The organism is Stenotrophomonas sp. KH_052 (assembly GCF_057838755.1).
In genome coordinates this window covers 2,865,144-2,890,028 of the sequence record NZ_CM174475.1, presented here as the reverse complement: position 1 = coordinate 2,890,028, position 24,885 = coordinate 2,865,144, and the positions used below count along the sequence as shown (strand labels likewise).

The 24,885-nt window shown below is 66.0% G+C and carries 22 protein-coding genes and 2 pseudogenes; 17 read left to right on the top strand and 7 right to left on the bottom strand.

Going from position 1 to position 24,885, the window contains the following annotated elements; translation table 11 throughout:
- Nucleotides 1-97 precede the first annotated feature (97 nt).
- The 5 genes from lldP (at nt 98) to AC3ITW_RS13280 (ending at nt 6,468) form a co-directional block, all read left to right on the top strand.
- The gene (gene lldP / locus AC3ITW_RS13300) at nt 98-1,756 is read left to right on the top strand and encodes an L-lactate permease (RefSeq protein WP_006373138.1); all 1,659 of its coding nucleotides are present in this window, start codon (nt 98-100) and stop codon (nt 1,754-1,756) included.
- A 53-nt stretch (nt 1,757-1,809) separates the two neighbouring features.
- The gene (lldR, locus tag AC3ITW_RS13295; RefSeq protein WP_012511377.1) at nt 1,810-2,574 is read left to right on the top strand and encodes a transcriptional regulator LldR; all 765 of its coding nucleotides are present in this window, start codon (nt 1,810-1,812) and stop codon (nt 2,572-2,574) included.
- Nucleotides 2,575-2,578: 4 nt separating this feature from the next.
- Nucleotides 2,579-3,718, top strand: coding sequence for an FMN-dependent L-lactate dehydrogenase LldD (gene lldD, locus AC3ITW_RS13290; protein ID WP_489389631.1), 1,140 nt, complete (start codon nt 2,579-2,581; stop codon nt 3,716-3,718).
- Nucleotides 3,715-5,421: a D-lactate dehydrogenase gene (dld, locus tag AC3ITW_RS13285; protein WP_012511375.1), complete on the top strand. Its 1,707-nt coding sequence runs from the start codon at nt 3,715-3,717 to the stop codon at nt 5,419-5,421. Before lldD ends, dld begins: the two co-directional genes overlap by 4 nt.
- 162 nt (nt 5,422-5,583) lie before the next feature.
- On the top strand, nt 5,584-6,468 hold the full coding sequence (locus tag AC3ITW_RS13280; RefSeq protein ID WP_489389630.1) for a hypothetical protein: 885 nt from the start codon (nt 5,584-5,586) through the stop codon (nt 6,466-6,468).
- A 95-nt stretch (nt 6,469-6,563) separates the two neighbouring features.
- On the opposite strand, the gene AC3ITW_RS13275 is transcribed toward AC3ITW_RS13280, so the two are convergent.
- Nucleotides 6,564-6,860, bottom strand: a complete 297-nt coding sequence (locus AC3ITW_RS13275; protein ID WP_100468826.1) for an I78 family peptidase inhibitor — start codon at nt 6,858-6,860, stop codon at nt 6,564-6,566.
- 171 nt (nt 6,861-7,031) lie between these two features.
- Between AC3ITW_RS13275 and AC3ITW_RS13270 the strand changes: the two genes are divergently transcribed.
- On the top strand, nt 7,032-7,688 hold the full coding sequence (locus tag AC3ITW_RS13270; RefSeq protein WP_100468825.1) for a decarboxylase: 657 nt from the start codon (nt 7,032-7,034) through the stop codon (nt 7,686-7,688).
- A 68-nt stretch (nt 7,689-7,756) separates the two neighbouring features.
- Nucleotides 7,757-8,536, top strand: coding sequence for a CDP-diacylglycerol diphosphatase (locus tag AC3ITW_RS13265; protein ID WP_489389629.1), 780 nt, complete (start codon nt 7,757-7,759; stop codon nt 8,534-8,536).
- Here AC3ITW_RS13265 and AC3ITW_RS13260 read toward each other — a convergent pair.
- The gene (locus tag AC3ITW_RS13260) at nt 8,533-9,132 is read right to left on the bottom strand and encodes a GNAT family N-acetyltransferase (RefSeq protein WP_012511374.1); all 600 of its coding nucleotides are present in this window, start codon (nt 9,130-9,132) and stop codon (nt 8,533-8,535) included. The genes AC3ITW_RS13265 and AC3ITW_RS13260 overlap by 4 nt on opposite strands.
- Nucleotides 9,133-9,351: 219 nt before the next feature.
- On the opposite strand from AC3ITW_RS13260, the gene AC3ITW_RS13255 reads away from it, so the two are divergent.
- Nucleotides 9,352-12,078, top strand: coding sequence for a TonB-dependent receptor plug domain-containing protein (locus AC3ITW_RS13255; RefSeq protein ID WP_180889441.1), 2,727 nt, complete (start codon nt 9,352-9,354; stop codon nt 12,076-12,078).
- Between the two features lie 57 nt (nt 12,079-12,135).
- On the opposite strand, the gene AC3ITW_RS13250 is transcribed toward AC3ITW_RS13255, so the two are convergent.
- On the bottom strand, nt 12,136-13,515 hold the full coding sequence (locus AC3ITW_RS13250) for a GlcNAc-transferase family protein (protein ID WP_012511372.1): 1,380 nt from the start codon (nt 13,513-13,515) through the stop codon (nt 12,136-12,138).
- A 580-nt stretch (nt 13,516-14,095) separates the two neighbouring features.
- Here AC3ITW_RS13250 and AC3ITW_RS13245 point away from each other — a divergent pair.
- Entirely contained in the window at nt 14,096-14,737 is a 642-nt protein-coding gene (locus AC3ITW_RS13245; protein ID WP_006373030.1) for a hypothetical protein, read from the top strand.
- Nucleotides 14,738-14,783: 46 nt separating this feature from the next.
- Here AC3ITW_RS13245 and AC3ITW_RS13240 read toward each other — a convergent pair whose 3' ends face one another.
- Entirely contained in the window at nt 14,784-15,425 is a 642-nt protein-coding gene (locus AC3ITW_RS13240) for a hypothetical protein (RefSeq protein WP_012511369.1), read from the bottom strand.
- A 183-nt stretch (nt 15,426-15,608) separates the two neighbouring features.
- On the opposite strand from AC3ITW_RS13240, the gene AC3ITW_RS13235 reads away from it, so the two are divergent.
- A complete protein-coding gene (locus tag AC3ITW_RS13235) occupies nt 15,609-16,769 on the top strand; it encodes an amidohydrolase family protein (protein WP_032970869.1) in 1,161 nt (386 codons plus the stop codon).
- Between the two features lie 49 nt (nt 16,770-16,818).
- On the opposite strand, the gene AC3ITW_RS13230 is transcribed toward AC3ITW_RS13235, so the two are convergent.
- The 3 genes from AC3ITW_RS13230 to AC3ITW_RS13220 all read right to left on the bottom strand — a co-directional run bounded on the left by AC3ITW_RS13230 (nt 16,819) and on the right by AC3ITW_RS13220 (nt 18,950).
- On the bottom strand, nt 16,819-17,256 hold the full coding sequence (locus AC3ITW_RS13230; protein ID WP_006372976.1) for a DUF3806 domain-containing protein: 438 nt from the start codon (nt 17,254-17,256) through the stop codon (nt 16,819-16,821).
- Between the two features lie 176 nt (nt 17,257-17,432).
- The gene (locus AC3ITW_RS13225; RefSeq protein ID WP_006372974.1) at nt 17,433-17,906 is read right to left on the bottom strand and encodes a DUF3806 domain-containing protein; all 474 of its coding nucleotides are present in this window, start codon (nt 17,904-17,906) and stop codon (nt 17,433-17,435) included.
- 162 nt (nt 17,907-18,068) lie between these two features.
- Complete coding sequence (locus AC3ITW_RS13220; protein ID WP_006372971.1) at nt 18,069-18,950, bottom strand: LysR substrate-binding domain-containing protein; 882 nt, start codon at nt 18,948-18,950, stop codon at nt 18,069-18,071.
- Between the two features lie 121 nt (nt 18,951-19,071).
- On the opposite strand from AC3ITW_RS13220, the gene AC3ITW_RS13215 reads away from it, so the two are divergent.
- From AC3ITW_RS13215 to AC3ITW_RS13185, 7 genes and pseudogenes are all read left to right on the top strand, one after another.
- Entirely contained in the window at nt 19,072-19,770 is a 699-nt protein-coding gene (locus AC3ITW_RS13215; protein ID WP_006372969.1) for an ankyrin repeat domain-containing protein, read from the top strand.
- Between the two features lie 52 nt (nt 19,771-19,822).
- Nucleotides 19,823-21,280: an amidohydrolase family protein gene (locus AC3ITW_RS13210; protein ID WP_006372967.1), complete on the top strand. Its 1,458-nt coding sequence runs from the start codon at nt 19,823-19,825 to the stop codon at nt 21,278-21,280.
- Between the two features lie 166 nt (nt 21,281-21,446).
- Entirely contained in the window at nt 21,447-22,502 is a 1,056-nt protein-coding gene (locus tag AC3ITW_RS13205) for a sensor histidine kinase (RefSeq protein WP_229298142.1), read from the top strand.
- Nucleotides 22,490-22,657 (top strand): annotated as a pseudogene (locus AC3ITW_RS13200) (LytR/AlgR family response regulator transcription factor); the annotation flags it as partial. The gene AC3ITW_RS13205 and the pseudogene AC3ITW_RS13200, both read left to right, overlap by 13 nt.
- 46 nt (nt 22,658-22,703) lie before the next feature.
- Nucleotides 22,704-23,573 (top strand): annotated as a pseudogene (locus AC3ITW_RS13195) (YadA-like family protein); the annotation flags it as partial.
- Between the two features lie 61 nt (nt 23,574-23,634).
- Nucleotides 23,635-24,471: an outer membrane protein assembly factor BamE gene (locus tag AC3ITW_RS13190; RefSeq protein ID WP_489389628.1), complete on the top strand. Its 837-nt coding sequence runs from the start codon at nt 23,635-23,637 to the stop codon at nt 24,469-24,471.
- 121 nt (nt 24,472-24,592) lie between these two features.
- The gene (locus AC3ITW_RS13185; protein ID WP_019659952.1) at nt 24,593-24,883 is read left to right on the top strand and encodes a DUF6959 family protein; all 291 of its coding nucleotides are present in this window, start codon (nt 24,593-24,595) and stop codon (nt 24,881-24,883) included.
- Nucleotides 24,884-24,885: the final 2 nt, after the last annotated feature.

Sequence of the window (24,885 nt, the reverse complement as noted above, 5' to 3'; positions counted from 1 at the left end):
GGTCTGATCGAAATTATTGTTGGTAATACCAATGATCGACGGCCATGGCGACCCACCGCCTGCGGTGGAGCACATCCCGCCCCAGTCGAGAGCCCCCATGCAGCCCTGGCAACACCTGTACGACCCCGCCGGCAACCTGTGGTTGTCCAGCCTGATCGCGCTGCTGCCGATCGCGTTCTTCTTCGTCGCCCTGGCGGTGCTGCGGATGAAGGGCTGGCTGGCCGGCACGATCACCGTGGCCATCGCGCTGGGCGTGGCCCTGCTGTTCTACCGCATGCCGCTGAGCCAGGCGCTGGGCGCGGCCGGTTTCGGCTTCGTCTACGGCCTGTGGCCGATCGCCTGGATCATCATCGGCGCGGTGTTCCTCTACAAAGTCTCGGTCAAGACCGGTCAGTTCGACATCATCCGCGCCTCGATCCTGTCGGTCACCGAGGACCAGCGCCTGCAGATGCTGATGGTCGGCTTCGCCTTCGGTGCCTTCCTGGAAGGTGCGGCGGGTTTCGGCGCGCCGGTGGCGATCACCGCGGCACTGCTGGTCGGGCTGGGCTTCAAGCCGCTGTATGCGGCCGGCCTGTGCCTGATCGTCAACACCGCGCCGGTGGCGTTCGGCGCAATGGGCATTCCAATCATCGTGGCCGGGCAGGTCACCGGCCTGGATCCATTCGAGATCGGCCAGATGGCCGGGCGCCAGCTGCCGTTCCTGACCATCATCGTGCTGTTCTGGATCATGGCGATCATGGATGGCTGGCGCGGCATCAAGGAAACCTGGCCGGCGGTGCTGGTGGCCGGTGGCTCGTTCGCCATCGCGCAGTACCTGACCTCCAACTTCATCGGCCCGGAACTGCCGGACATCACCGCGTCGCTGGCGTCGCTGGTCTGCCTGACCCTGTTCCTGCGCCGCTGGAAGCCAGTGCGGATCTTCCGCTTCGACACCGAAACCAGCGCCGAGGCAGCTGCACAGGCACTGGAAGCGCCGCGCTACAACGTCGGCCAGATTGCCAAGGCGTGGTCGCCGTTCCTGATCCTCACTGCGATGGTCACGCTGTGGAGCATCAAGCCGTTCAAGTCGCTGTTCGCGGCGGGTGGCCCGCTGGAAAGCTGGGTGTTGAAGCTCCCGGTGCCGGGCCTGGACCAGATGGTGCAGAAGATGCCGCCGATCGTGGACGCGCCGCTCAACTATGAGGCGATCTACAAGTTCGACTGGTTCTCGGCCACCGGCACCTCGATCATCCTTGCCGCAGTGATCGCTATCATCGCGCTGCGCATGCCGGCCCGTTCGGCGCTGCAGACCTTCGGCGAGACCGTGCGTGAGCTGCGCATGCCGATCTACTCGATCGGCATGGTGCTGGCCTTCGCCTTCATTGCCAACTATTCGGGTCTGTCGGCAACGCTGGCACTGGCACTGGCGCACACCGGTGATGCGTTCCCGTTCTTCTCGCCGTTCCTGGGCTGGCTGGGCGTGTTCCTGACCGGCTCGGACACCTCGTCCAACGCGCTGTTCTCGGCGCTGCAGGCGACCACCGCGCAGCAGATCGGCGTGTCCGACGTGCTGCTGGTGGCGGCCAACACCACCGGCGGTGTCACCGGCAAGATGATCTCGCCGCAGTCGATCGCCATTGCCTGCGCGGCGGTCGGCCTGGCCGGCAAGGAATCGGACCTGTTCCGTTTCACGGTCAAGCACAGCCTGATCTTCACCACGATGGTCGGCCTGATCACCCTGGCCCAGGCCTACTGGCTGACCTGGATGATTCCCTGAGCCATGCACCGTCAGCCGACCACCCGCTGCGCGCTTCGGGCCACAATGGCGCCATGAGCACGCAACGTATTTCGGACAAGGTGGCCGCGCAGCTGCGCGGCCTGGTGCAGGAACAGCGGCTGCAGCCGGGTGACCGTCTGCCGGCCGAACGCACCCTGGCGGTGCAGCTGGGGGTCTCGCGCACCGCGCTGCGTGAAGCCATCGCGCAGTTGGCCAGCCAGGGCCTGCTGACCGCACGGGTCGGTGGCGGCACCTACGTGGCCGAACCGGCCGCACGCGCACGGCAGGCGCTGGATGAACCGCTGGCGCCGTACCTGCCGCTGTTCCAGGGCGACCCGGAGTATCGCTTCGACGTGCTGGAAATCCGTCACGCGCTGGAAGGTGCCACCGCCTGGCATGCTGCGCTGCGCGCCACCGATGAGGACCGCGCGCGCATCGCGCAAGCGTTCCAGACCATGATGGACGCGCACGGCAAGGATGACCCCACCGGCGAAGCTGAGGCCGACGCGGCCTTCCACCTGTCCATCGCCGAGGCCTCGCACAACCTCGTGCTGCTGCAGGTGATGCGCGGGCTGTTCGAACTGCTGCAGACCAACATCTCGCAGAGCCGCGAAAAGCTCTACACCTCGGCGAGGACCTTCTCGCCGTTGTCCGACCAGCACCGCGAGATGATGGACGCGGTGCTGGCCGGCGACCCCGAACGCGCGCGCGCCGCCGCGCATGCCCACCTCGAGTTCGTGCACACCACGCTGCGCACCCTCGATGACAACGAAGCCCGGCGTGCGCGGGCCTCGCGTCTACCTTCCCCACACGGTTGACCCCATGATCATCTCCGCCTCCACCGATTACCGTGCCGCAGCGCAACGCCGGCTGCCGCCGTTCCTGTTCCACTACATCGATGGCGGCGCGTATGCCGAGCACACGCTGAAGCGCAACGTTTCCGACCTGTCCGACATCGCGCTGCGCCAGCGCGTCCTGCGCAACATGTCCGACCTGAGCCTGGAAACCGAGCTGTTCGGCGAAACGCTGGCAATGCCGGTGGCGCTGGCGCCGGTCGGCCTGACCGGCATGTATGCCCGGCGCGGTGAAGTACAGGCGGCGCGCGCGGCCGACAGCCGTGGCATCCCGTTCACCCTGTCCACCGTATCGGTGTGCCCGATCGAGGAAGTGGCACCGGCCATCCAGCGGCCGATGTGGTTCCAGCTGTATGTGCTGCGCGATCGTGGCTTCATGCGCAATGCGCTGGAGCGCGCGCAGGCTGCGGGCGTGACCACCCTGGTATTCACCGTGGACATGCCGGTGCCGGGTGCGCGCTACCGCGATGCCCACTCGGGCATGAGTGGACCGAATGCCTCGCTGCGCCGTATCGGCCAGGCCATCACCCATCCGCACTGGGCTTGGGACGTGGGCCTGTTCGGTCGCCCGCATGATCTGGGCAACATCTCCACCTACCGCGGCAACCCGACCGGGCTGGAGGATTACATCGGTTGGCTGGGCAGCAACTTCGATCCCTCCATTTCGTGGAAGGACCTGGAGTGGATCCGCGAATTCTGGAAGGGCCCGATGGTGATCAAGGGCATCCTTGATCCGGATGACGCGCGTGATGCGATCAAGTTCGGCGCCGATGGCATCGTGGTCTCCAACCACGGCGGCCGCCAGCTCGATGGCGTGCTGTCCACCGCGCGTGCATTGCCGGCGATTGCCGATGCGGTACAGGGCGACCTGAAGATCCTCGCCGATTCGGGCATCCGCACCGGCCTGGACGTGGTGCGCATGCTGGCGCTGGGGGCCGATACCGTGCTGCTGGGCCGTGCCTTCGTCTATGCACTTGCAGCGCAGGGCGAGGCCGGCGTGGCCAACCTGCTGGACCTGATCGCCAAGGAAATGCGCGTGGCGATGACACTGACCGGCGCGCGCCGCATCGCCGACATCGGCCGCGATTCGCTGGTCAACCTGCCGTGAGTGGCCACGATGCCGTGCTGGCGCAGTTGCGCGATGCGGTCGGCAACCGCCATGTACTGACCGGCGACAAGGCAACCCGCCGTTTTCGCCGTGGCTACCGTTTCGGCGACGGCCCGGTGTTGGCGGTGGTGCGCCCGGGTACGCTGCTGGAGCTGTGGCGTGTGCTGCAGGCGGCGGTGCAGGGTGGAGCGGCGATCATCCTGCAGGCGGCCAACACCGGCCTGACCGGTGGCTCGACCCCGGATGGCAACGACTATGGGCGGCCGATCGTGCTGGTCAGCACGCTGCGCCTGACCGGCATCCAGTTGTTGAACGAAGGCCGGCAGGTGCTGTGCCTTCCCGGTGCGACGCTGGACCGCCTGGAGCAGACGCTGGCACCGCTGGGCCGCGAACCGCATTCGGTGATCGGCTCGTCCTGCATCGGCGCCTCGGTGCTGGGCGGCATCTGCAACAACTCCGGCGGCGCGCTGGTGCGCCGTGGCCCGGCCTACACCGAGCTGGCGCTGTATGCGCAGGTCGATGCGCAGGGCCAGCTGCAGCTGGTCAACCATCTGGGCATCGCGCTGGGCGATACGCCCGAGCAGATCCTGCAGCGCCTGCAGGCCGGCGACTATGCTGCTGCCGACGTGGGTGACGGCGACGGCCGCGCCGCCTCCGATCCACGCTACGCCGACGAAGTGCGCCGGGTGGATGCCGATACGCCGGCACGCTTCAATGCCGACCCCAGCCGTCACTTCGAGGCAGCGGGGTCTGCCGGCAAGCTGGCAGTATTCGCGGTGCGCCTGGATACCTTCGAGAAGGAGGCCGCCGAGGTCTTCTATATCGGCAGCAACCGCACCGACAGCCTCACCGCGATCCGGCGCCAGCTGCTGACCGGCTTCGAACGCCTGCCGATTGCCGGCGAGTACATCCACCGCGATGCCTATGACATCGGCGAACGCTACGGCAAGGACAGTTTCCTGCTGATCGACCGCCTGGGCACCGCGCGTGTGCCGGCTGCGTTCGCATTGAAGAGCCGGGTTGATGGCTGGTTCGAGCGGCTGGGGCTGCGCGGGGTGACCGACCGGGTGATGCAGGTGCTGACCGGCCTGCTGCCCTCGCACCTGCCCAGGCGCATGGGCGAGTTCCGCCAGCGCTACGAGCATCATCTGCTGCTGAAGGTCTCCGCGCAGGACGCAGCGGAAACCGAGGCCTGGCTGCGCGGCTTCTTCGCCGACCATGAGGGCGGTTACTTCCACTGCACGGCCGATGAGGGGCGCAAGGCCTTCCTGCATCGCTTCGCCGTGGCCGGCGCGGCGGTGCGTTACCGCGAGGTGCATCGCGACCAGGTGCAGGACATCGTGGCGCTGGACATCGCCCTGCGCCGTGATGACGCCGACTGGTTCGAGCAGTTGCCGGTGGATATCGACGGCCGCCTGCTGCACAAGCTGTACTACGGCCACTTCCTGTGCCACGTGTTCCATCAGGACTACATCGCGCGCAAGGGCGAAGACCCGATGGCGATCGAGCATGCGATGTGGGCACTGCTGGATCAGCGCGGTGCCGAGTATCCGGCCGAGCACAACGTTGGCCACCTGTATCCGGCCAAGCCGGCGCTGGCGGGGTTCTACAAGCAGCTGGACCCGAGCAACACCTTCAACCCCGGTATCGGCCAGACCTCGAAGGAAAAAGGGTGGGGTAGCTGCGACTGTAGTGGGCATTGACGGATATAACGTGGCTTTACTGTAGAGCCGAGCCTATGCTTGGCTGCACTTCCCGACAGACAGCAGTCGAGCATGGCTCGACTCTACAAAGACGAAGTCGGGCATGGCTCGACTCTGCCCGGGCAACGGTTACCATCGGAATCCCAACCGCAGGAGCCGCCCATGCCCTCCATCGTTGCCCGCACGACCGTGTGCGTTGCACTGCTGGCGACCCCGCTGCTGGTGCTCGCCCAAGGCTCGATCCTGCCGCAGCAGCGTGACGCTGCGGGCAACGTGATGGAGCCGCTGGGGCAGGTGCTGATCGCCAATGAGACGGGGCCGGTGGGGCTCTACGAGTGCACGCGGGACGGCAACTGGTGCGTGCGCGTGCAGCCGGTTGCCAACGATGGTGACCTGCCGACTGTGCTGGAAGTGCTTGAGAAGGCACCGGGCCAGGGCACGCCACACACCTACCACGTCAGCATCGACGTGCCGCAGGAAAGCGAGCTGTCGCTGTGGCCGTGGATCGTGCGGCTGGCACCTGGCGTGGGTAGCGATGAACCGGTGACCGACCCGCAGCAGCGCGACCGCCAGAACGTGCTGGTGGGCGGCATCGTCTCGTTCAGCAGCATGTATTCCGGCGGCGGTGCCGATGCATCCACGTTGCAACTGGCACGCGTGCGCCACCTGCAGGACGACATCCAGGTGGACGACGACGTGCTGACCGTGCCATGGCTGGGCGATGCGATGATCCGTGCCTGTTTCAGCGAGCAGGACATCAAGCAGCGCGCAGGCGCCTGCCACGACGAATACGGCTTCTCGGCGAAGCTGGCGCTGGATACGGTTGCAGCGGGCATGCCGGTGCTGCGCTACCAGACGGTGGCAACCCGGTTCCCGGCCGGTGTTTCGCGCTTCGAGGATTCGCTGGCCAAGGGGCCGTTGAAGAAGCAGGATCTGCGCACCGAGCAGGACCCTGCGTGCACCTACACGCGGCTGTTCCGTTTCAGCGATGGGGTATTCCACCCCGACCAGGCGCTGCCGGATTGTGCGGGGTATACCGAACCCTGAAATGTAGAGTCGAGCCATGCTCGACTGGTTTTCCGCGCGACCCATCCGAAAACCAGTCGAGCATGGCTCGACTCTACAAAAGCCTGCCGCGGCGCTTACTCGCAGCGCGTGGACGTGATGATGTTGTCCTTGTCCACGAACACGCGCAGGCGGTCCGGGCGGATGTCCTTGGTGGTGATGGTGCTGGGGCCGATCGGGTTGACCAGGCCGGCACCGCTCTCGCGGGACAGGCGGCGGATGTTGGGCTCGTTGGCCGGCTGGCCGATCGCCCAGCCCAGCTGGCTGGCGTTGCAGCGGCCACTGCCTTTGACTTCCGGGCCAGGGGTGCTGACACAGGCCGACAGCAGCAGGGCGGAGGCCGGCAGCAACAGGGACAGACGGAATGCAGACATGTGAGCGCTCCTGCGCAGGGGACGATGGCAGGAACGATAGCACCGAGCGTGCGAAAGGCGTCAGCGCCCCGGTCATTGCCGGCACAGCGTGGTCATTGCATAGTGGGAGGAATAGCTGGCAGTACGCCAGCGGGCAGGCCGGGCCTTTCCGGCGCAGGTGTTGGATACGGTATGACGGCAGGCAGTTTCCGCGGCAAGGACAAGACAATGACGGCCCTGATGTTGTCGTTGCTGGGCGTGGCGTTTGCCGCCTCCGCTGCCGATCCGGAACCCGAGCAGGTCCAATCCCCGGTATTCGGCGCCTGGCGCAACCTGCAGACCGAATCCGGCTACGCGCCGGCGCAGCGTAACCTGGCCTTCGCCATGCTGCCGCAGGCGGCCACCCGCGGCGACCGCTTCGCCATCCTCGACCGCGAGGGCAAGCGGGCGGTGTGCTGCCTGCAGGTGGCCAGCCCCTCGCTGGGCGTAGCTGCGCTGCGCGGGGAGTACCACCTGCCGCAGGCCTGGGTGACGGACCTGAGCAATGGCCGTAGCCCTGCACGACCCTATGTGCCGCACGTCTATGCGATGCAGCGGGTGGACGAGCTGGCCGACTACAGCTTCGCCGATGTACCTGGCGCCTACAGCGACCTGGGCGGTCTGCTGATTCCGGAAGGTGCCGCGCTGGAGGCCGACGGCAGCGCCGTGCGCCTGGGGGACAGCCGCTACCCGCTGCATTTCCAGCGCCAGCCGCACGCCGATGACGATGGCGCGTTGGACCGCTACAGCCTGCAGGCGGGCGAGGGCGCGGCCCCGTTCGTGGTTGAAGTGCCGTTCGGCACCTACTGATTGCAGCACTGCACTGGCTAGAATGCAGCGCGGCGCCATCTGCCGCGCCTGCTCCGTGAGTCGTTGCCGTGTCCTTGCGCCCCTTCCTGCTGTCGTCCCTGTTGCTGTTGTCCGCCTGTGCCAGTGTGCCTCCGCCGCCACCGGCCCACTCCGATGCGCTGTGGCGGTTGATCGAGCGTGACTGCCGTGGCACCGAAGGCCCGCGCGGCGACTGCCTGCGGGTGGAGATGGCAGCAGACCGGCGCGATGTGCTGGCCAAGGACGCGCACGGTGATTACCAGTTCCTGCTGATGCCGCTGGACAAGGTCAGCGGCATCGAGAGCCGCAGCCTGTACCAGCGCGGCGCACCCAACTACTTCGGCGCGGCCTGGCTGGCCCGCACCCACACCGAACGGGCGCTGGGCCAACCGCTGCCGCGCAACGTTGCCAGCCTGGCGCTGAATTCACCGCATGGCCGCTCGCAACATCAGCTGCATATCCATGTCGACTGCCTGCGTGCCGATGTATTGCAGGCGCTGGATGCCCACGCCGGCGCGATGGGCAGCCAGTGGGCACCGCTGCCGGTGCCGCTGCGCGGCCATCAGTACCAGGCCCGCCTGCTGCCGGGCGCGGAACTGACCGCCAATCCGCTCAATCTGCTGGCCTACGACCTCGCAGGCGTGGACGACGTCGGCCAGTGGAGCCTGGTCGTGGCGGGCCGGGACCCCGTGCAGAGCGGCCCGGGCTTCATCTTGCTGGCCACACGCGTGGACGCCGGCACCGGCAACGAGGCCAGCGGCGAAGAATTGCAGGACCATGCCTGCTCGTTGCTGACCGGTGCCGGCAACGCGCTTGAGCGGGTGCGCTAGTCCAGCGCGCTGTGCTTGCTCCGCCACATGGGTGCGGTCAGCGCCAGCAGCTGGCGATCCTGCCAGCCTTCCAGATCCAGATGATGGTCGCGCAGCAGGCCTTCCTGCTCAAAGCCGAAGGCCCGCAGCGCGGTGGCGAACGGATCACTGCAGTCCGGTGGCAGCATCACGAACAGGCGATGCAGGCCGACGTCCTCGAACAGGAAAGGACACAGCGCCTGCAGCGCCGCGTCGGCATGCGGGTGCCAATGCTGCAGCGACAGCAGTTCTGCGCAACGCGCGTGCAGTGATTGCAGGCGGACGTGCAGCTGGTCCAGCACGTTGCCGTGCTCGTCATCGAACACCCCCAGCAGCAGCTGGTCGTTGTCCTGTTCCAGGCGTGAGCGATGCATGTGGGCGAGGAAGCGCGCTTCCTCATCGATGACGGACGGATCGCGGCGGCCGCGCCGGCGGCGGTCATCGAACAGGCGCCAACGCGGCAGGTCGGCACGCTGGAAAGGGCGCAGGGTGACCGGTGCGGCCTGCAGCTGCAGCAGGTGACGGCGCAGCACCGGGCGCAATGGGGGAAGGAGGGAAGTGGGGTACGGGGTCATCATCCCCGGCACGATGGCCGTGCCTGCAGCCCTGCACCATTCAAAACATTGCAAAAGTGTGGTGGATGGCACTGCGGGTCTGATTCGGTTCAGGCATAAGGCCATCAGGCCTGGTCATTTCCGTTGAAACTCCCCATTCAGGACACTTTCGTTACGGGATCGTTATGCGCCGTACAGGCCGCTGCCCCCGTACCACCACCCGCCCAACTCCCCAGGAAGCCCATGTCCGCCTCCCACAAGGCGCTGCGCCCGCGTCCGCTGGTGCTCGCACTGTCGTCCCTGATGCTGGTCTCGCTGCCGGCCTTCGCGCAGGAAAGCGCACCCACCACATTGCAGGAAGTGAAGGTCACCGGCTCGCGCATTCCACGCGCCAGTGTCGAGGGCCCGTCGCCGGTGACGGTGATCAGCCGCGAACAGATCGATGCGCAGGGCTACCGCAATGCCTTCGACGCACTGAGCGCGCTGACCGAGAACACCGGCAACGTACAGGGCGAGGACTTCGGCAACACCTTCACCCCGGCCGCCAACACCATCAACCTGCGCGGGCTGGGCCCGAACCGCACGCTGGTGCTGGTCAACGGCCGCCGCCAGGCCGACTACCCGCTGGCCTACGAGGGCTCGGTGAACGTGGTCAACCTGGCCAACATTCCCAGTGCGCTGATCGAGCGCATCGAGGTCCTGGCGGCAGGTGCGTCGGCGGTATACGGCTCCGATGCGATCGCCGGCGTGGTCAACATCATCCTCAAGGACCGCTTTGAGGGCGTGGATGTGAACGTGCGCGCCGGTGGCACCCAGCAGGGCGGCGGCGACAACCAGCGCGCGCAGGTGGTCGGTGGTAGTTCCGGCGAGCGTTGGGATGCGCTGTTCGGCTTCGAGTTCGATGTGCGCAAGGCGATCCACGCGCGCCAGCGCGATTTCATGGATTCGCTGGACGATGATCCGGCCGGCAAGGCACCGCAGGCGACCGCGATCGCCTATCGCCGCAATGCTGCCACCGGTCGCAACATCGATCCGGGCGTCAATGGCTGCGACGGGGCGTCTGACATCTATGGCGGCAGCGTGTTCCGCGCCTTCAACCCTCGCCAGGGCTGGTACTGCGGCAGCAACGAGGCCGCCGCCAGCTACTGGACCGTGCAGACCCAGAAGCGCAACCTCAATGGCTATGGCCTGCTGACCTTCCACGTCAACGACACCACTGACCTGTTCGCCGATGTCGCCGTGGGCAGCGCGCGGATCTACAACAACACGCGTGCGCCGACCTGGACCTCGGCCCGCAACTACTTCTACAACCAGACCACCGGCAACCTGGAAAGCTGGTACCGCCGCTTCGCGCCGGAGGAAATCGGCGGCCTGCCGCGCAATGCCAACCGCTTCCTGGAAAACTCGTGGTCGTTCAACGTCGGCGCACGTGGCCAGATCGGCGACAGTGGCTGGGACTATGAGGCGGTCTACAGCCGTTCGCGCTACGAGAACCGTACCCGTCGGCCGGTGCTGCTGGCTGGCATCAACGAGTACCTGCTCGGCCCCAAGCTGGGTGTGCGCAACGGCGTTGAGGTCTATGCGCCGGATCCGGCGCGCCTGTTCCAGCCGTTGACCCCGAACGAATACGAGGGGCTGTCCGACTACCAGGAAAGCCGTAACGCGGCATGGCTGCAGACCTTCAGCGCCAGCGTCAACGGCCGCCTGTTCGCGCTGCCTGGGGGCGATGCGGCGTTGGCAGCGGTGGTCGAGGCCGGCAGCCAGGGCTATCGCAACCGACCGGACCCGCGCCTGGGCAGCGGCGAGTTCTGGAACACCAGTGCAGGCGTCGGCGCCGGTGGCGAGCGTGACCGCTACGCTGCAGGTGTGGAGCTGCAATTGCCGCTGCTGCAGTCGCTGACCACCACCCTGGCCGGTCGCTATGACCAGTACCGTGCCGGTGGCGAGCACATCGGCAAGGCCACCTGGAGTTTCGGCGTCGAGTTCCGTCCGATCGAGAGCCTGCTGATCCGTGGTACGGCGGCGACCAGCTTCCGTGCGCCGGACATGAACTACGTGTTTGCCACCGAAACCCGCGGCTACAACCCGGGCATGACCGATTACTGGCGCTGCCGCACTGCGGGCCAGTCGTACGACAACTGCGATTACAACGGCCTGTCGATTGATTACAGCAACCGCGCCAATGCGCAGCTGCAGCCGGAATCGGCCAAGTCCTATGGTTTCGGCGTGGTCTGGTCGCCGTTGTCCGGCCTGGATTTCAGCGCTGACTACTACGACATCCGCATCGACAACGAAGTGACCAGCCTCGATACCAGCCGCATCCTGCGTGATGAGGCCGATTGCCGCCTGGGCCGGACGCTGGGCGGCGAAGCGCGCGATATCGGTTCGCCGCTGTGCCAGGACGCGCTGTCGCGGGTGATCCGCAATCCGTCCAATGCCACCGTGCAGCCGGACCAGGTGACCCGCGTGCTGATCAATCCGATCAACGCGGCCTCCGAATCGGTTCGCGGCCTGGACCTGAAGGGCAACTGGCGTTTCGATGCCGGCCGCTATGGCCGCTTCACCACGCGCCTGGCCTACACCGTGGTGCTGGAGCACAAATACCGACAGTTCTCCGATGATCCGGAGCGTGACATCCGCAATTCGCTGGATGACTACCAGTGGCGCAGCAAGGCCAACGGCAGCATCACCTGGAACCAGGGTGACTGGACCACCACGCTGTACGGCAACCGCTTCGGCTCGCTGCCGAAGACCGATGGCAGTGGCCGCATCGCGCCGTACATGACCTACAACGCCAGCGTGTTCCGCCAGTTCGGCGAGAATCTGTCGGTGGGCGTGATCGTCAACAACCTGCGTGACAGCCGCCCGCCGGCGGACAAGAACGGAGGCGGCTGGCCGTTCTATCCGGTTGGCAACTACGACCCATATGGCCGCCAGTACTGGGTGCAGCTGGACTACCGGTTCCGCTGATTCCGCAGGCTAACGAAAGGCCCGGCATTGCCGGGCTTTTCGTCTGGAGCTCAGCGCTCAGGCCATCAGGTCTTCCTCGATCTCTCTTACAACCACCAGAAACCGGTTGGCATCATCCTGGGAATTGCCGCCAACCTGCATCTGGTAGCACGTTGGAAGACGCGACGGACAGCTGCTGAAATGGTCGATGCAGACATATTCACCCCGGGTGATCAGCTGTTGGAGATCTTCCGGTGACAACTGGCGTCGGCCGACGATGGTACCGTCCCCGGCTTGGGCGGTCAGGACCAACGACTCGAGATCAGCGGCAGCGGCGATTTCTGCGTCCAACCGCTTGACCTGCACCTGAAAGACACGTCGACAGATCAGTTTGTCCAGCCAGTGCTGCTCATCCGTCGCGAAATGAGCATTGTCAGGTTCGGTTGCACGCGTCGCGTCCTCGTGCACGCCCCGGTGAGCAAAGCTCAACCCGGCGTAGCGCTCGTACTGTTGCAGCGTGCGCTTGCCGCCGAGCCCGTGCCTGGCAAGTGCGAACGCATCTCCTGATGCGGCTGCTGCGAGCATGTTCACTGCCTTGCCTGACGCCTTCAGCGATCGATCGAAGGCACTGGCTTCGATTTCACCACGCGAGCGGCACTCATCGGAGTGATCATCCCACACTCGGTTTGCGTCCGAGTTGTACTGGTGCCACAGCAGCGGTCGATGGGGGTGGAAGAAGTCATAACCATGCGTATAGGCCCTGACCGCCATGACGATTTCTTCGGTCGAGAAGAAATGGTCTGCATCGTTCATGACTTCCCTCACGAACTCGCCGTCGGAGAACAGGAACCCGCCACTGATGAATCGAGCGCGCATCGGTTTGCTGCGTACTGGAACCTGGGGCATGCGTACCGCTTTGTAGCTGACCACGCCTACGCTGTTGAAGCCGCGGACGAGCATCTGGCCGACATGGTTCTGCCGGGTTTCAGGATAGCTCTCGGGCTGGAACGCGGGCGGGTACCCGGTCAGCAGCGGTTTGCATGAGCGTGTGCGCAGGGATTCGAGCATCTCCACCAGCAACCCGTCCCACGCGTCCGAGAAGCGGTGGTGAGAGTCGATCTGCAAGTTGTAGCGCTCGTCGCGATAGCGCTCCTGCGCCAGCCTTCGTGCCCACCCACAGCCGCGGGCGTGCATGAAGCCCACCTCGATCAGTTCAACTTCGGCCCCGTTCAAGCGCAGGCGATGAATCGGATGCTGATCGCCGATGCAGCTCGATTCCAGCTGGAAGCCCGCAGCCAGAAAATCCTGGAGATTTGCTTCATCACCATGCTGCCAGCACACCACCACGTGAAGTGCCGCTGGCGCAGCTGCGCGCCGCACGAGATCGACGAGCGTTGGAATCAGTTGCGGATCGCGATAACTGGGTATCTGAACAAACAGGCTGGCGGGAAGATCCATCTTCAGTTCACTTGGGTTGGTCGGGCGAGGAAATACGAATGCTCGACATCATGCACGACGTTTGAAGCGCATTGGAAATGCAGCTATCGAAAGGATTATCCGGCAGTATGTTTCGATATCGGGCCTGGTGAAATCGAAAGATTCAAGTTGAGTTCTCTTTGCATTTTCATGGTGGTTGCTGATTGGCGTTTAAGTAATTGACCGGTGCATTAACCGCTGCTAGTTTTCGGCTGCTGGAGTGAACCAGCGATACAAACTGCCAGAGTCAAGGAGAGATCAATGAAGGCAAGCCTCATCGTAAGTCCGATCCTGTTGGGTGGACTCGCCATGGCCAGTGGAACGGCATCGGCGGGAGATACGGTAACCGTCAATGGCGCGCGCTATACCTGCACGTCAAGCTGCGTTGTGCAGACCAGTGCCAACGGTGGCTACACCGTGACGGATTGTTGTGGTGGGCGCGTAACTCGCGTGATCCGTACGCCGCCGCCTGAGGAGTGATTGCAGCCTGCTCGCCAGGCAGTACCCGTTTGAATCCGGCCTCTACGGGGGCCGGACAACGAGCATGATGGAGAAACGGAACATGGATGCACGTGCGTTTTTGATCACGATGGCAGCGGTATTGGTAGCGGGCTGCACGCAGGATGACGTGGCAGCGGGTGGAGCCGCACAGGCGAACGCCGGGTCGTCACCTGCCGCCGTACAGAGCGCGGGCAGTGGCCAGGAGCTGACGCCTGCAACGGATACGAGCGCGCGCCGAACGATTCCGTCATCTCCTGGCGGAGGCATGTCCGCCGGGGATTCGCCTTACCTGGCTGCAGAAAGTGCAATGATGCAGGACGGTGCGCTGTCTGTGGAGCAAAGCGATGCCATCCTCGTTTCGGATAAGGCTTTCGAAAAGACAGTCCAAGCGTTTGCTGACGATGCCGGAAAACGCCCTGAAGCGCAGGACCTGACCGCGCACTACAAGCAGGCGATTGCGCGCAGCCTCGGCAAGAATGAATCCCTGGGTGAGTTCGCGTGTGGATACAGCCTGTGTATTGGTTCAGTACGTACCGGCTCTGCTGAAGAGTACGAGGCCTGGACTGAAAAATTCGGATTGGACGCCGCTGCGCCCACCTACAGTTTCTCGGGCCTGAGCAAGAAGCTCGACCAGCGGAACTACGAGGGAAGGTTCGTTTTTTCTACCGATCCTGCCGCCCGATCGATGATCACCAGCCAATAGGCCTGCAGGTCAGGCAGCGCCCGCACGTCGGCCGGCGCTGCCTCGATCAAGGCAGCGCCTGCAGCAGGTACGACTCGATGACGTAGCTGAAAGGCTGCTGCTGGCGGTCGCGCAGCAGGGCACGCACTTCCAGGATCACGCCGTGATCGCCTTCGCCCCGCGGCGGCCAGAAAGTCTGGTCAGCCAGGGTCTGGCGCTGGAAACCGAGCGGGCCGACCACGCGACCGAACGGTTCGTCGGTGCTGTCCAGCACCTGGTTCATGGCCGGGCTGAGATGCTCCGGCAGATACCAGTTGTCGGCCTCGGACAGCACGCGGCTGCCACACACCAGCTGCACGCGGCGATAGCGCAGGTCGGTGCCTGGCTTTACGCCCAGCGCCTGCAGCACGTCGGTCGGCGCCGGCTTGCCCTGGCCGCGTACGCGCACCGCGCGCACCCGTGCCTGCTCGGCCAAGCCGTGTTCGGCGCACCAGTGTTCCAGGGTCGCGGTCGCGCTCTGCCCGGACAGCACGCGCTGGTGCAGGCGCTCGACCAGCGCAGCCGGGGCGATCCGCTGCTGGCCCGGCGGCGACTGCAGCGGCGCAGCGGCCGCAGCATCAGTGGCGGACAGGCTGGCGATCGGAGCGGCGGCAAGCAGGGACGCGGCCTGCCAGCGGCGGAGACGATCGTGGCGGTCGGACGGGCCCATGCGGCATCACAGCGGAAACAGGCGCCCATGTTACCCGTTCAGGGGTGTGCACGGCGTGGCTGCGACCGGTTGTCGCAGGGGGAATCATCGTTCTGGTGAATGCGTGCCATCCAGATATTTCGTTGGCCGATGGCGCTATCGAGGCGCAGGATGGCGCCAGTCTTGGCTTTCCGGGAATTCCCGATGACCCTGCAGTTCATCCACGGCGGTGTCGACCGCGACGGTGCACCGCTGCATTTCCACATCCGTGATGGCCGCATCAGCGGGCTCAACGGCCATACCGGCCCGGCTGAAGGGGCGGAAAGCGTCGATCTGCAGGGCTTTGCGGTGCTGCCGGGGTTGGTGGATGGCCACATCCACCTGGACAAGAGCTTCGTCGGCGACCGTTGGCACCCGCATCAGCCGGTGAACAGCCTGCGTGAGCGGTTGGCGGTGGAAAAGGCGGCGATGGCGGCTGCGGCGCCGATGGTTGATCGCGCCGAGGCGCTGATCCGCCAATGCAGCGGCTTCGGCACAGTGGCAATGCGCTGCCATGTCGATATCGATGGCAGCACCGGCCTGCGTCACCTGGAAGCGGTGCGCGAGGCCGCGCTGCGCTGCGCCGGCATCATGCGCATCCAGCTGGTGGCGTTCCCGCAGGCCGGCGTGATGTCCTGCGCTGGTACCGCAGCGGTGCTTGAGCAGGCCCTTGCAGCGGGTGTGGACGTGCTGGGCGGCATCGATCCGACCACGCTCGATGGCGATGCCGAGGGCCAGCTGGCACTGTTGTTCGGCCTGGCCGAGCGCTATGGCGTGCAGCTGGACATCCACCTGCATGAGCCCGGCGAAACCGGACTGGCCCAGCTGCTGCGCATCGCCGCGCGGACCCGGTCCGCCGGCCTGCAGGGGCGGGTGGCGGTCAGTCATGCTTATTCGCTGGGCGAGGTGCCGCTGGCACGCGCGCTGCAGGTGGGCGAGGCGCTGGCGACGGCGGGCGTAGCGATCATGAGCAACGCGCCGGGCGATCATCCGTTCCCGCCGCTGCGCGCACTGCATGATGCCGGCGTGCGCGTGTTCGCTGGCAACGACAACATTCGTGACTGCTGGTGGCCGTATGGCAACGGCGACCTGCTGCAGCGGGCGATGCTGCTGGGCTACCGCTCCGGCTTCAATACCGATGCCGACCTGATGCTGGCGCTGGACATGGTGACCACCCATGCCGCGCAGGTGATCGGGCTGCCACAGTACGGCCTTGCAGAAGGACATCCGGCCACCTTCGTGGCGGTGCGTGCCGACCACGGCCCGGCCGCTGTGGCCGCAGTGCCGGTGGAGCGACGGGTAGTGGTCGACGGCCGCTGGCTGTAGATCCACGCCGCGCCAACCCTTGTAGCGCCGAGCCATGCTCGGCAGCTTTTCAGGCGTAATCGTCGGCGCGGGTGGCGACGAATTCCTCAAGCCACGCCAGCAGATGGGCGATGTCGATGAGCTCGCCCTGCTCGACGCGCTTGAGCAGCAGCGTACTGGCGCCGATCTGCAGGCTGCTGTCGGCATAGCGCAGCACCGCGTCGATGCCCCAGGCATCGGTGACCTGCATCCAGGCCAGGCCCGGCACGCGCTGGGCCAGGGTGTCACCGAACGCCACGCCCAGTGCTTCCCAGCCATCGCAGTCGTCGCGGTCGATCAGCTCGGCATCGACCACGCGCTGCAGCGTGGTGGCCGCCAGCGGCCACTGCACCGGCAACGTCGGAAAGCCGGCGGCCACGCGCGCAGCGATCAGCGAGCGCTGGTGCTGCAGATGCGTCTGCAGTGCAGCGGGCAGGGGATCGAAGCGGGTGGGGATTTCATCGGACATGGCGAGGCGCCGTGGGGCACGGAAACTAGGGCGACTGTAGCTTGCGATGTAGTGCCTTGGTGCGGCAGGTCTGATCAGATATCGATGATCAGTGCGCGAACTGTGATTGCTTCCGCATGCGCAGCATCAATGTGCGAATACGTCATTCTGCGCGACTCAATCGTACTCTCATGGGCTCAGCCGGACTTGCGCGCTTGCTGGATGACGAACTCCTCCAGAGCTTCAAGCAGATGGTTGATCTCGATGGTCTTGCCTTCTTCGACACGTTTGATCAACAGGGTGCCGGCGCTGACCATGATATTGACGTCTCCATAGCGGAGAACCGCATCGACGCCCCAGGCATCGGTTACCTGGGCCCAGGCAAGTTCCGGTACACGCTGTGCCAGACAATCACCAAATGCGACCCCCAGTGCTTCCCAACCGTCACAATCATCGTGATCGATCAGTTCTGCATCGACTACGCGTTGCAGCGTGCTCGGCAGCAGCGGCCATTGAACAGGCACGGTAGGGAACGCAGATGCGACGAGGGCAGCAACCTGTGCACGCTGCTGCTGCATGTGGGCGATGAGCGCAGGTGGCAGCGGATCGAACCGGATGTCGGCTTCGTCCTTCGGAGCAGGGGTCAGAGTAACCTGGTACGTGTTGGTCATGGGTGAGGTAATTCGGAGAAGGGCGTTCGCTACCCTATCGCCCAGGCATTGGGTACGCCATCAGTCGGCCTTTTACGACAAGCGTGTACCTGCTGGCGCTTCACCGCGATTTCGAATACTGGGCGGTCGTTTCCATCCACGCATGACGTGGTTCTACCGAGGTCAATCCGGTTCGCGCTGCACCTGGCGCCACAGTTCACTGGCCAGCGCGCGCACGGCATCATCTGCGTCGGCACGATGCAGCAGGCCGATCTCGTAATTGTCGATCACCGGCAGCTCGCGTTCGCCATCGATGATGCGGTGTTCGCGGGTGACTGCGCGGCGCGGCAGTAGGCTGATGCCGATGCCGTCGGCCACCGCACCCTGGATGCCACTCAGCGACGAACTGGTGAAGGCGATGCGCCAGCGCAGGCCCAGCGCCTCCACGGCGTGGATCATCTCGTCGCGGTACAGCCCGCGCGGCGGGAAGGTCACCAGCGGCAGGGGGTCCTGCAGCAGGCAGCTGCTGCGCAGGCTGTCGATCCAATGCATCGGCTCGCGTCGGCAGTGCACCGCCTGGCGGGTGTTGCGGCGTTGCTTGACCAGCACCAGGTCCAGCTCGCCGTGGTCGAAGCCGTGGGCCAGGTCGCGGCTGAGGCCGCTGCTGATCTCCAGTTTCACCTGTGGATGGCGGCGGCTGAAAGCGGCCAGCATGCGTGTGGTCTGTGCGTTGACGAAGTCCTCGGGGACACCGATGCGCACCGCGGTTTCCACGGTGGCGCCGGCCAACGCCTGTGCCATTTCCTCGTTCAGGTCGAGCATGCGCCGCGCGTAGCCAAGCAGGGTGTGACCGGCGTCGGTGGGGTGTACGTCGCGGTGGCCGCGTTCGAGCAGGCGATGCCCGGCCAGTTCCTCCAGCCGGCGCACCTTCTGGCTGACCGTGGACTGGGTCGAATGCAGGCGCGTGGCCGCCGTGGTGAAGCTGCCGCAGTCGGCCACCATCACCAGCGCCCGCAGCAGGTCCAGTTCGAACAGCGTTCTATTCGATTTGGCACTGTCTTGCATTTGAACATTTCACTTCTGGATGCGCGTGACGACTTCTACCATGCAGGGGAGGGGGCAGCAAGCACCGCGCCCCGGTTGTACCGGCATCGCCCGCAGTGCTCGCCGCACAGGAGAACCGAAGATGCGAATCCATCGTTGCCATCGCTGGCCCGCTCCGGTGGGGCGCCTGTTGCTGCTGTGCCTGCTGGCGATGGTCATTCCAGCCTGTTCGGCCACCGCGGGCTCGGCCGATGCCCGCCTGCGCGATGCCGCCGCCCGCGGCGATGCCGAGGCAGTGCGTGGGGCGCTGGAGGACGGCGCCGATCTGGAGGCGCGTGATGGCCAGGGCCGTACCGCGCTGCTGCTTGCCACGCATGGCAACAATGTAGACGCCGCGCGTGAACTGATCGAAGCCGGCGCCGACGTCAATGCCAAGGACGCCATGCAGGACAGCGCCTACCTGTACGCCGGCGCGCGTGGACTGGATGAGATCCTGGCGGTGACCCTGGCGCATGGCGCCGATCTGCGCAGCACCAACCGCTATGGCGGCACCGCACTGATTCCTGCCGCTGAGCGCGGCCACGTGGCAACGGTGCGCACGCTGCTGCGCGCCGGTGTGGCGGTGGACCATGTCAACCGCCTGCACTGGACCGCGCTGCTGGAAGCGATCCTGCTAGGCGACGGCGGCGCGCGCCACGTGCAGATCGTGCAGCTGCTGCTTGAAGCAGGTGCCGACCCCGAGCTGGCCGACGGCGACGGCGTGACGCCGCTGGCGCACGCGCGCAAGCGCGGCTACACCGAAATCGAGACCCAGCTGCGCCAGCACGGCGCGGCACGCTGAAGACCGTCCCCTTCCACCCTGCACGCTGCGCGTGCCCACCAGGATGCTGTCCATGTTCCGTACCCGTCCGTTGTCCCTTGCCATCCTCCTTGCGGTGGCCCCGCTGTCGGCCTCGGCCGCCGAGCGCGCTGACCTGTTGATCCGCAATGCCACGGTGGTCGATGTCGAGCACGCCAGCACCTTGGCCGGGCAGAGCGTGGTGATCCGTGGCGAGGACATCGTCGCCGTCGGCCCGGACGCCACGATGCGCAGCCAGTGGAGCGCTGCCCGCCAGATCGATGCCAAGGGCAAGTACCTGATTCCGGGCCTGTGGGACATGCACGTGCACTTCGGTGGTGGCCCGGCACTGATCGAGGAGAACAAGGCGCTGCTGCCGCTGTACATCGCGCACGGCATCACCACGGTGCGTGACTGTTCCGGCGATCTGCCCGAGCAGGTGCTGCAGTGGCGCGGCGAGATCGCCAAGGGCACGCTGTTTGGTCCGCGCCTGCTCAGTTCCGGCGCGAAGATCGAAGGCATCAAGCCGGTCTGGAAGGGTACGATCGAAGTGGGCAGCGAGGCCGACGCCGACAAGGCGATCGCCCGCCTGCAGCACGACAAGGTTGATTTCGTGAAGATCACCGACAGCACGCTGAAGCCGGAACTGTTCCTGTACTCGGCCAGTGCTGCGCGCAAGGCCGGGTTCAAGGCCTCGGGTCACATTCCGATGGCGCTGACTGTGGAACAGGCGGTCGATGCAGGCCTGGCCTCGATCGAGCATCTGGACTACGCATTCAAGGCAGGCAGCAAGGATGAAGCGCAGATCGCCGCCGACTTCGGTGCCGGCCGCATCGACCGCGCCGAAGCCAACCGCCGCCTTGACGCCAGCTTCGACCGTGACACGGCGATGCACGCCTACCGTGATTTCGCCAAGCGTGGCGTATTCGTGACCCCGACCCTCAACGGGGGCCGCATCCTCGATTTCCTTGACCAGGATGACCACGCCAACGATCCGTACCTGGCCTACATCGGTCCGGGCCTGCGTGCGACCTACCAGTGGCGCGTGGACCGCGCGGCGAAGGCCACGCCGGCGCAGATCGAAGCGCGCCACGCGCAGTACCACCAGGTGGCCGCAGTGCTGCCGATGCTGCAGGAGGCCGGCGTGACGATCATCGCCGGCACGGACGCAGGCTTCCTCAATTCGTTCAACTTCCCGGGCATCGCCCTGCACCAGGAGCTGCAGCTGTTCGTGAAGGAAGGCCTGAGTGCTCCGCAGGCGCTGTCTGCCGCGACCCGTTCCGGCCCGGCCTGGTTCGGCCAGATGGACCGCTACGGTGGTGTTGCGCAGGGCAAGGCTGCCGATCTGGTGCTGCTGACCGCCAATCCGCTGCAGGACATTGCGGCGACCGAGAAAATCGACAGCGTGATCCTGCGTGGCAACGTGTATGACCGCGCCGCACTGGACAGGATGCTGGCCGACACCAAGGCCAAGGTCGCAGCGTGGAATGCCGAGGCGGCGAAGGCGCAATGATCGGCGGGGTCGGATCCCTTCCGACCGGGAAGGGCTCTGACCCCAGCGTCGAACGGAATCCAGGCACGACGCGGATCCATGGCGGCGGACAGCCCCTTGCTTCCGGCACGGGAATGATTCGGTGCGGGCATCTAGCATGGTGCCCGTTTCCCGTTTGAATCCGTGCATGCCTGTTTCGCCTGCCTTGCTGCTGCCAGCCCATGAGGCGCCGCTTCCGCTGCCACGCCCACACTGGGTGATGCTGGCCCTGTGGGGGGTGTTGATCGCCACCGCCGTGCCGGCGGTGCACCTGAGCCAACAGCCTGGCGGTCTGATTCCGGCAGCGTTGTTCATCCTTGGCGCCGAGCTGCCCTGGATGCTGGCGACGCCATTGTTGTGGGATGCGTGCCGGCGCTGGCCACTGTCTGGACGCCGGCATCTGGCCGGATGGTTGGCGCTGTGCCTGCTGCTGACTCCGCTGTTGACGGCATTGGGATGGACCCTCGGCCATGTGCTGCTGCAGCTGTGGCAGGGGCAACCCTGGCCAGCACTGCAGCAGGTGTTGCGCGCGATTGGTATTACCGCGCTGTTTGCGTTGCCGACCTTCATTGCGGTGGCGGGCGTGGGCCATGGCCTGGCCGGACTGCAGCGGTTGAGGGCGCAGTCAGAGGTGCTGCAGCAGGCTCGTGAAACAGCCCTGCGCCAGCATCTCCAGCACCACTTCCTGTTCAATGCGCTCAACGCCATCGGTGGCTTGGCGCTGCAACGTCCACGGGCAGCGGACGCCGCACTGGCGCAGCTGTCCTCGCTGCTGCGCGATACCCTGCAATGCCCGTCGCAGCGCTGCTTTGCCGATGAACTGGGCGCAGCACAGGACTATGTCGCGCTGCAGTCGCTGCTGCACGATCAGGAGGTGCATCTGCATCTACAGGCCAACGCTGACGCATTGGCCTGGACGGTCCCTGGCCTGTTGCTGCAGCCGTTGATCGAGAATGCGGTGTTGCACAGTGGCTGGCAGCCGGGGGACGGGCCATTGCGGATCGAGCTATGGGCCGGAGTGGAAGACGGCCTGCTTGATGTGGTGCTGTTCAACCCCTGCCTGCGTCCCGGCACGAACGATGGACTGGGCACTGGCCAGGCTGCACTGCAGCGGCGCCTGGCGATGATGGGAGGCCGGTTGCAGACCGCCAGCGAGGGCGGCGGCTATCGTGCACGCGTGACCTTGCCGGAGTGCATCGCGTGACGCGTCCGCTGAGCGTGCTGCTGGTGGATGACGTGGCGCTGGCACGTGACCGCCTGCGCCAGTTGCTGGCGGGCATTCCGCAGGTCAGGGTCGATGCTGAAGCCGCCACCCTCGCGCAGGCACGCGAGCAGCTTCAGGGGCGCCGTTTCGATCTGCTGCTGCTGGATCTGGTCCTGCCCGACGGTCGTGGCTGGGAGTTGCCCCAGCAGCGCAACCAACGTCGGCCAGCTCAAGAACGGCGTGAACTACGCCATCGACGAATCGAAGAAGTACACCGACCAGAAGATCCAGAACATCACCAACGTGGCCGGCAGCTTCCGCGCCAACAACACCAACAACCTGGCCGATCCGTCCGCCAGCGGTGCCAACTCGGCTGCCGGTGGTGCGGGCTCCACCGCCGCCGGTGCCAACTCTACCGCGCTCGGCAATGGTTCGCAGGCACAGGCCGACAACTCGGTGGCACTGGGCGCGGGTTCGGTGGCGAACCGGGCCAACACGGTTTCGGTGGGTGCCAGCGGTGCCGAACGCCAGGTGGTCAACGTGGCCGATGGCTCGCAGGCCACCGATGCGGTCAACGTGCGCCAGCTGCAGGCCTCGCAGCAGGGCACGATCCGTTACGACACCACGGTGAACGGCGCGACCAACTACAACAGTGTCACGCTGGGCAGCACCAACGGCGGCCCGACCATGGTGCGCAACGTCGCCGCCGGTACCGCCGGTACCGACGCAGTCAACGTCGACCAGTTGAAGTCGGGCATGGCGCAGACCCTGGACTGGTCGAAGGCCTACACCGACGAGCGCATGGGCGGCTTCGAGCGCGACCTGCGCAAGACCGACAACCGCGCCTCGGCCGGCATCGCCTCGGCGATGGCCACCGCAGCACTGCCGCAGCCCAGCGAAGCGGGCCGCAGCATGGCCTCGGTCGCCGCCGGCAGCTACAACGGCGAATCCGGCGTTGCGGTCGGCATCTCCGGTGTCTCGGAAGGTGGCCGCTGGATCTACAAGTTCAGCGGCTCGACCAACAGCCGTGGCGAGGCCGGTGTGGCCGTCGGTGCCGGCATCCAGTGGTGATCCCCGCCGCCGGGCCGCAACCGCGGCCCGGCATTGCGGAAACGTCCATAGGGGGAATGACATGAAACAGCATCGCATCGCCCGCGCCGGCCAGCTGGCCGCCACGCTGGGCCTGATTCTGGGGATGAGCCTGCTGGCCGCCTGCCGCAGCCATGCGCCGGCCGCCGAGGGTCCTGCCGAAGCCACCGCCGTGCACTTCCCGAAGGCCTCGAAGGCCTCGCTGAAGGAAGGTATCTATCCCGACGTCGCCGACCTGCGCCGCTTCGCGCCGGGCATGAGCAAGCGCCAGCTGTATACGCTGCTGGGTACGCCGCACTTCAACGAAGGCATGTGGGGCGTACGTGAGTGGAATTACCTGTTCAACTTCCGCACTGCGCAGGGCGCGGAGTACTTCACCTGCCAGTTCCAGGTGCGATTCGACAGCAAGGGCATCGCCCAGGGCGGCTATTGGAAGCCTGAATCATGTGCGGCGGTGCTGGACCCGCCGCGGCCTCCGGCCCCGCCCGCTCCGGCGCCGTTGCCGGAGCAGCCGCTGCGCTTGTCCGCCGACGCGTTGTTCGGTTTCGACAGCGCGGTGCTCAGCGCCGAGGGGCAGCAAGCAGTGCAGGGCGTGCTGGCACAGGTGCGCGAGGCCAGTCGGGTGCAGTCAATCCGGGTGACCGGGTATACCGACCGTATCGGCAGTGCCAGTTACAACCAGACGCTGTCGCAGCGACGTGCCGAAGCGGTGCGCATGGCACTTGTGCAGGGTGGAGTGCCGGCTGCCAGCATCAGTGCCGAAGGACGTGGTGCGGCGGAGCCGGTCGTGCAGTGCGACCAGCGCAATCGTCGCGAGCTGATCGCGTGCCTGGCTCCGAACCGCCGCGTGCAGATCGCGGGTGTGGCGCAGCCACGCTGAGAATCCTGCGCCGGGGCAAGTCCCCGGCATCCCGAGTCCCCCCTGACCGCCGGCAGGACGTGGCCACGTCTCCCCCGTTGTCCACGCCTGCCGGCGGCTCAGGTTTTCCTTGGTGCACGCGATGAACGCCCAATTCCTGCCTCTTTCCATGAAGACGGAAACCACACTGAGTGTGTACGGCCAGCTCGGCAATCATGCGGTGGTGCGCATTCCCGGGCGGCGCCTGCCGGGGTTGATCCTGCAGGCCGATACCGTGGCCGGCTTCCTCGCCCAGCTGCAGGAAGCCCAGGCCTGCCTGCGCAGTGGGCGCGCACAGCGCACCGACGCCGAGCTGGACATGCTGATCGACGTGCTGCAGCAGTGGTATGCGCTGATTGAATCGCGCCTGGCCGATGCCGGCGAGGCGCTGTAGAA

Coding starts and splice junctions, on each gene's coding strand:
- lldP (WP_006373138.1), top strand. CDS start 98: ATGCAGCCCTGGCAACACCTGTACGACCCCGCCGGCAACCTGTGGTTG.
- lldR (WP_012511377.1), top strand. CDS start 1,810: ATGAGCACGCAACGTATTTCGGACAAGGTGGCCGCGCAGCTGCGCGGC.
- lldD (WP_489389631.1), top strand. CDS start 2,579: ATGATCATCTCCGCCTCCACCGATTACCGTGCCGCAGCGCAACGCCGG.
- AC3ITW_RS13280 (WP_489389630.1), top strand. CDS start 5,584: ATGCCCTCCATCGTTGCCCGCACGACCGTGTGCGTTGCACTGCTGGCG.
- AC3ITW_RS13275 (WP_100468826.1), bottom strand. CDS start 6,860: ATGTCTGCATTCCGTCTGTCCCTGTTGCTGCCGGCCTCCGCCCTGCTG.
- AC3ITW_RS13270 (WP_100468825.1), top strand. CDS start 7,032: ATGACGGCAGGCAGTTTCCGCGGCAAGGACAAGACAATGACGGCCCTG.
- AC3ITW_RS13260 (WP_012511374.1), bottom strand. CDS start 9,132: ATGATGACCCCGTACCCCACTTCCCTCCTTCCCCCATTGCGCCCGGTG.
- AC3ITW_RS13255 (WP_180889441.1), top strand. CDS start 9,352: ATGTCCGCCTCCCACAAGGCGCTGCGCCCGCGTCCGCTGGTGCTCGCA.
- AC3ITW_RS13250 (WP_012511372.1), bottom strand. CDS start 13,515: ATGGATCTTCCCGCCAGCCTGTTTGTTCAGATACCCAGTTATCGCGAT.
- AC3ITW_RS13245 (WP_006373030.1), top strand. CDS start 14,096: ATGGATGCACGTGCGTTTTTGATCACGATGGCAGCGGTATTGGTAGCG.
- AC3ITW_RS13240 (WP_012511369.1), bottom strand. CDS start 15,425: ATGGGCCCGTCCGACCGCCACGATCGTCTCCGCCGCTGGCAGGCCGCG.
- AC3ITW_RS13235 (WP_032970869.1), top strand. CDS start 15,609: ATGACCCTGCAGTTCATCCACGGCGGTGTCGACCGCGACGGTGCACCG.
- AC3ITW_RS13230 (WP_006372976.1), bottom strand. CDS start 17,256: ATGTCCGATGAAATCCCCACCCGCTTCGATCCCCTGCCCGCTGCACTG.
- AC3ITW_RS13225 (WP_006372974.1), bottom strand. CDS start 17,906: ATGACCAACACGTACCAGGTTACTCTGACCCCTGCTCCGAAGGACGAA.
- AC3ITW_RS13220 (WP_006372971.1), bottom strand. CDS start 18,950: ATGCAAGACAGTGCCAAATCGAATAGAACGCTGTTCGAACTGGACCTG.
- AC3ITW_RS13215 (WP_006372969.1), top strand. CDS start 19,072: ATGCGAATCCATCGTTGCCATCGCTGGCCCGCTCCGGTGGGGCGCCTG.
- AC3ITW_RS13210 (WP_006372967.1), top strand. CDS start 19,823: ATGTTCCGTACCCGTCCGTTGTCCCTTGCCATCCTCCTTGCGGTGGCC.
- AC3ITW_RS13205 (WP_229298142.1), top strand. CDS start 21,447: ATGCCTGTTTCGCCTGCCTTGCTGCTGCCAGCCCATGAGGCGCCGCTT.
- AC3ITW_RS13190 (WP_489389628.1), top strand. CDS start 23,635: ATGAAACAGCATCGCATCGCCCGCGCCGGCCAGCTGGCCGCCACGCTG.
- AC3ITW_RS13185 (WP_019659952.1), top strand. CDS start 24,593: ATGAACGCCCAATTCCTGCCTCTTTCCATGAAGACGGAAACCACACTG.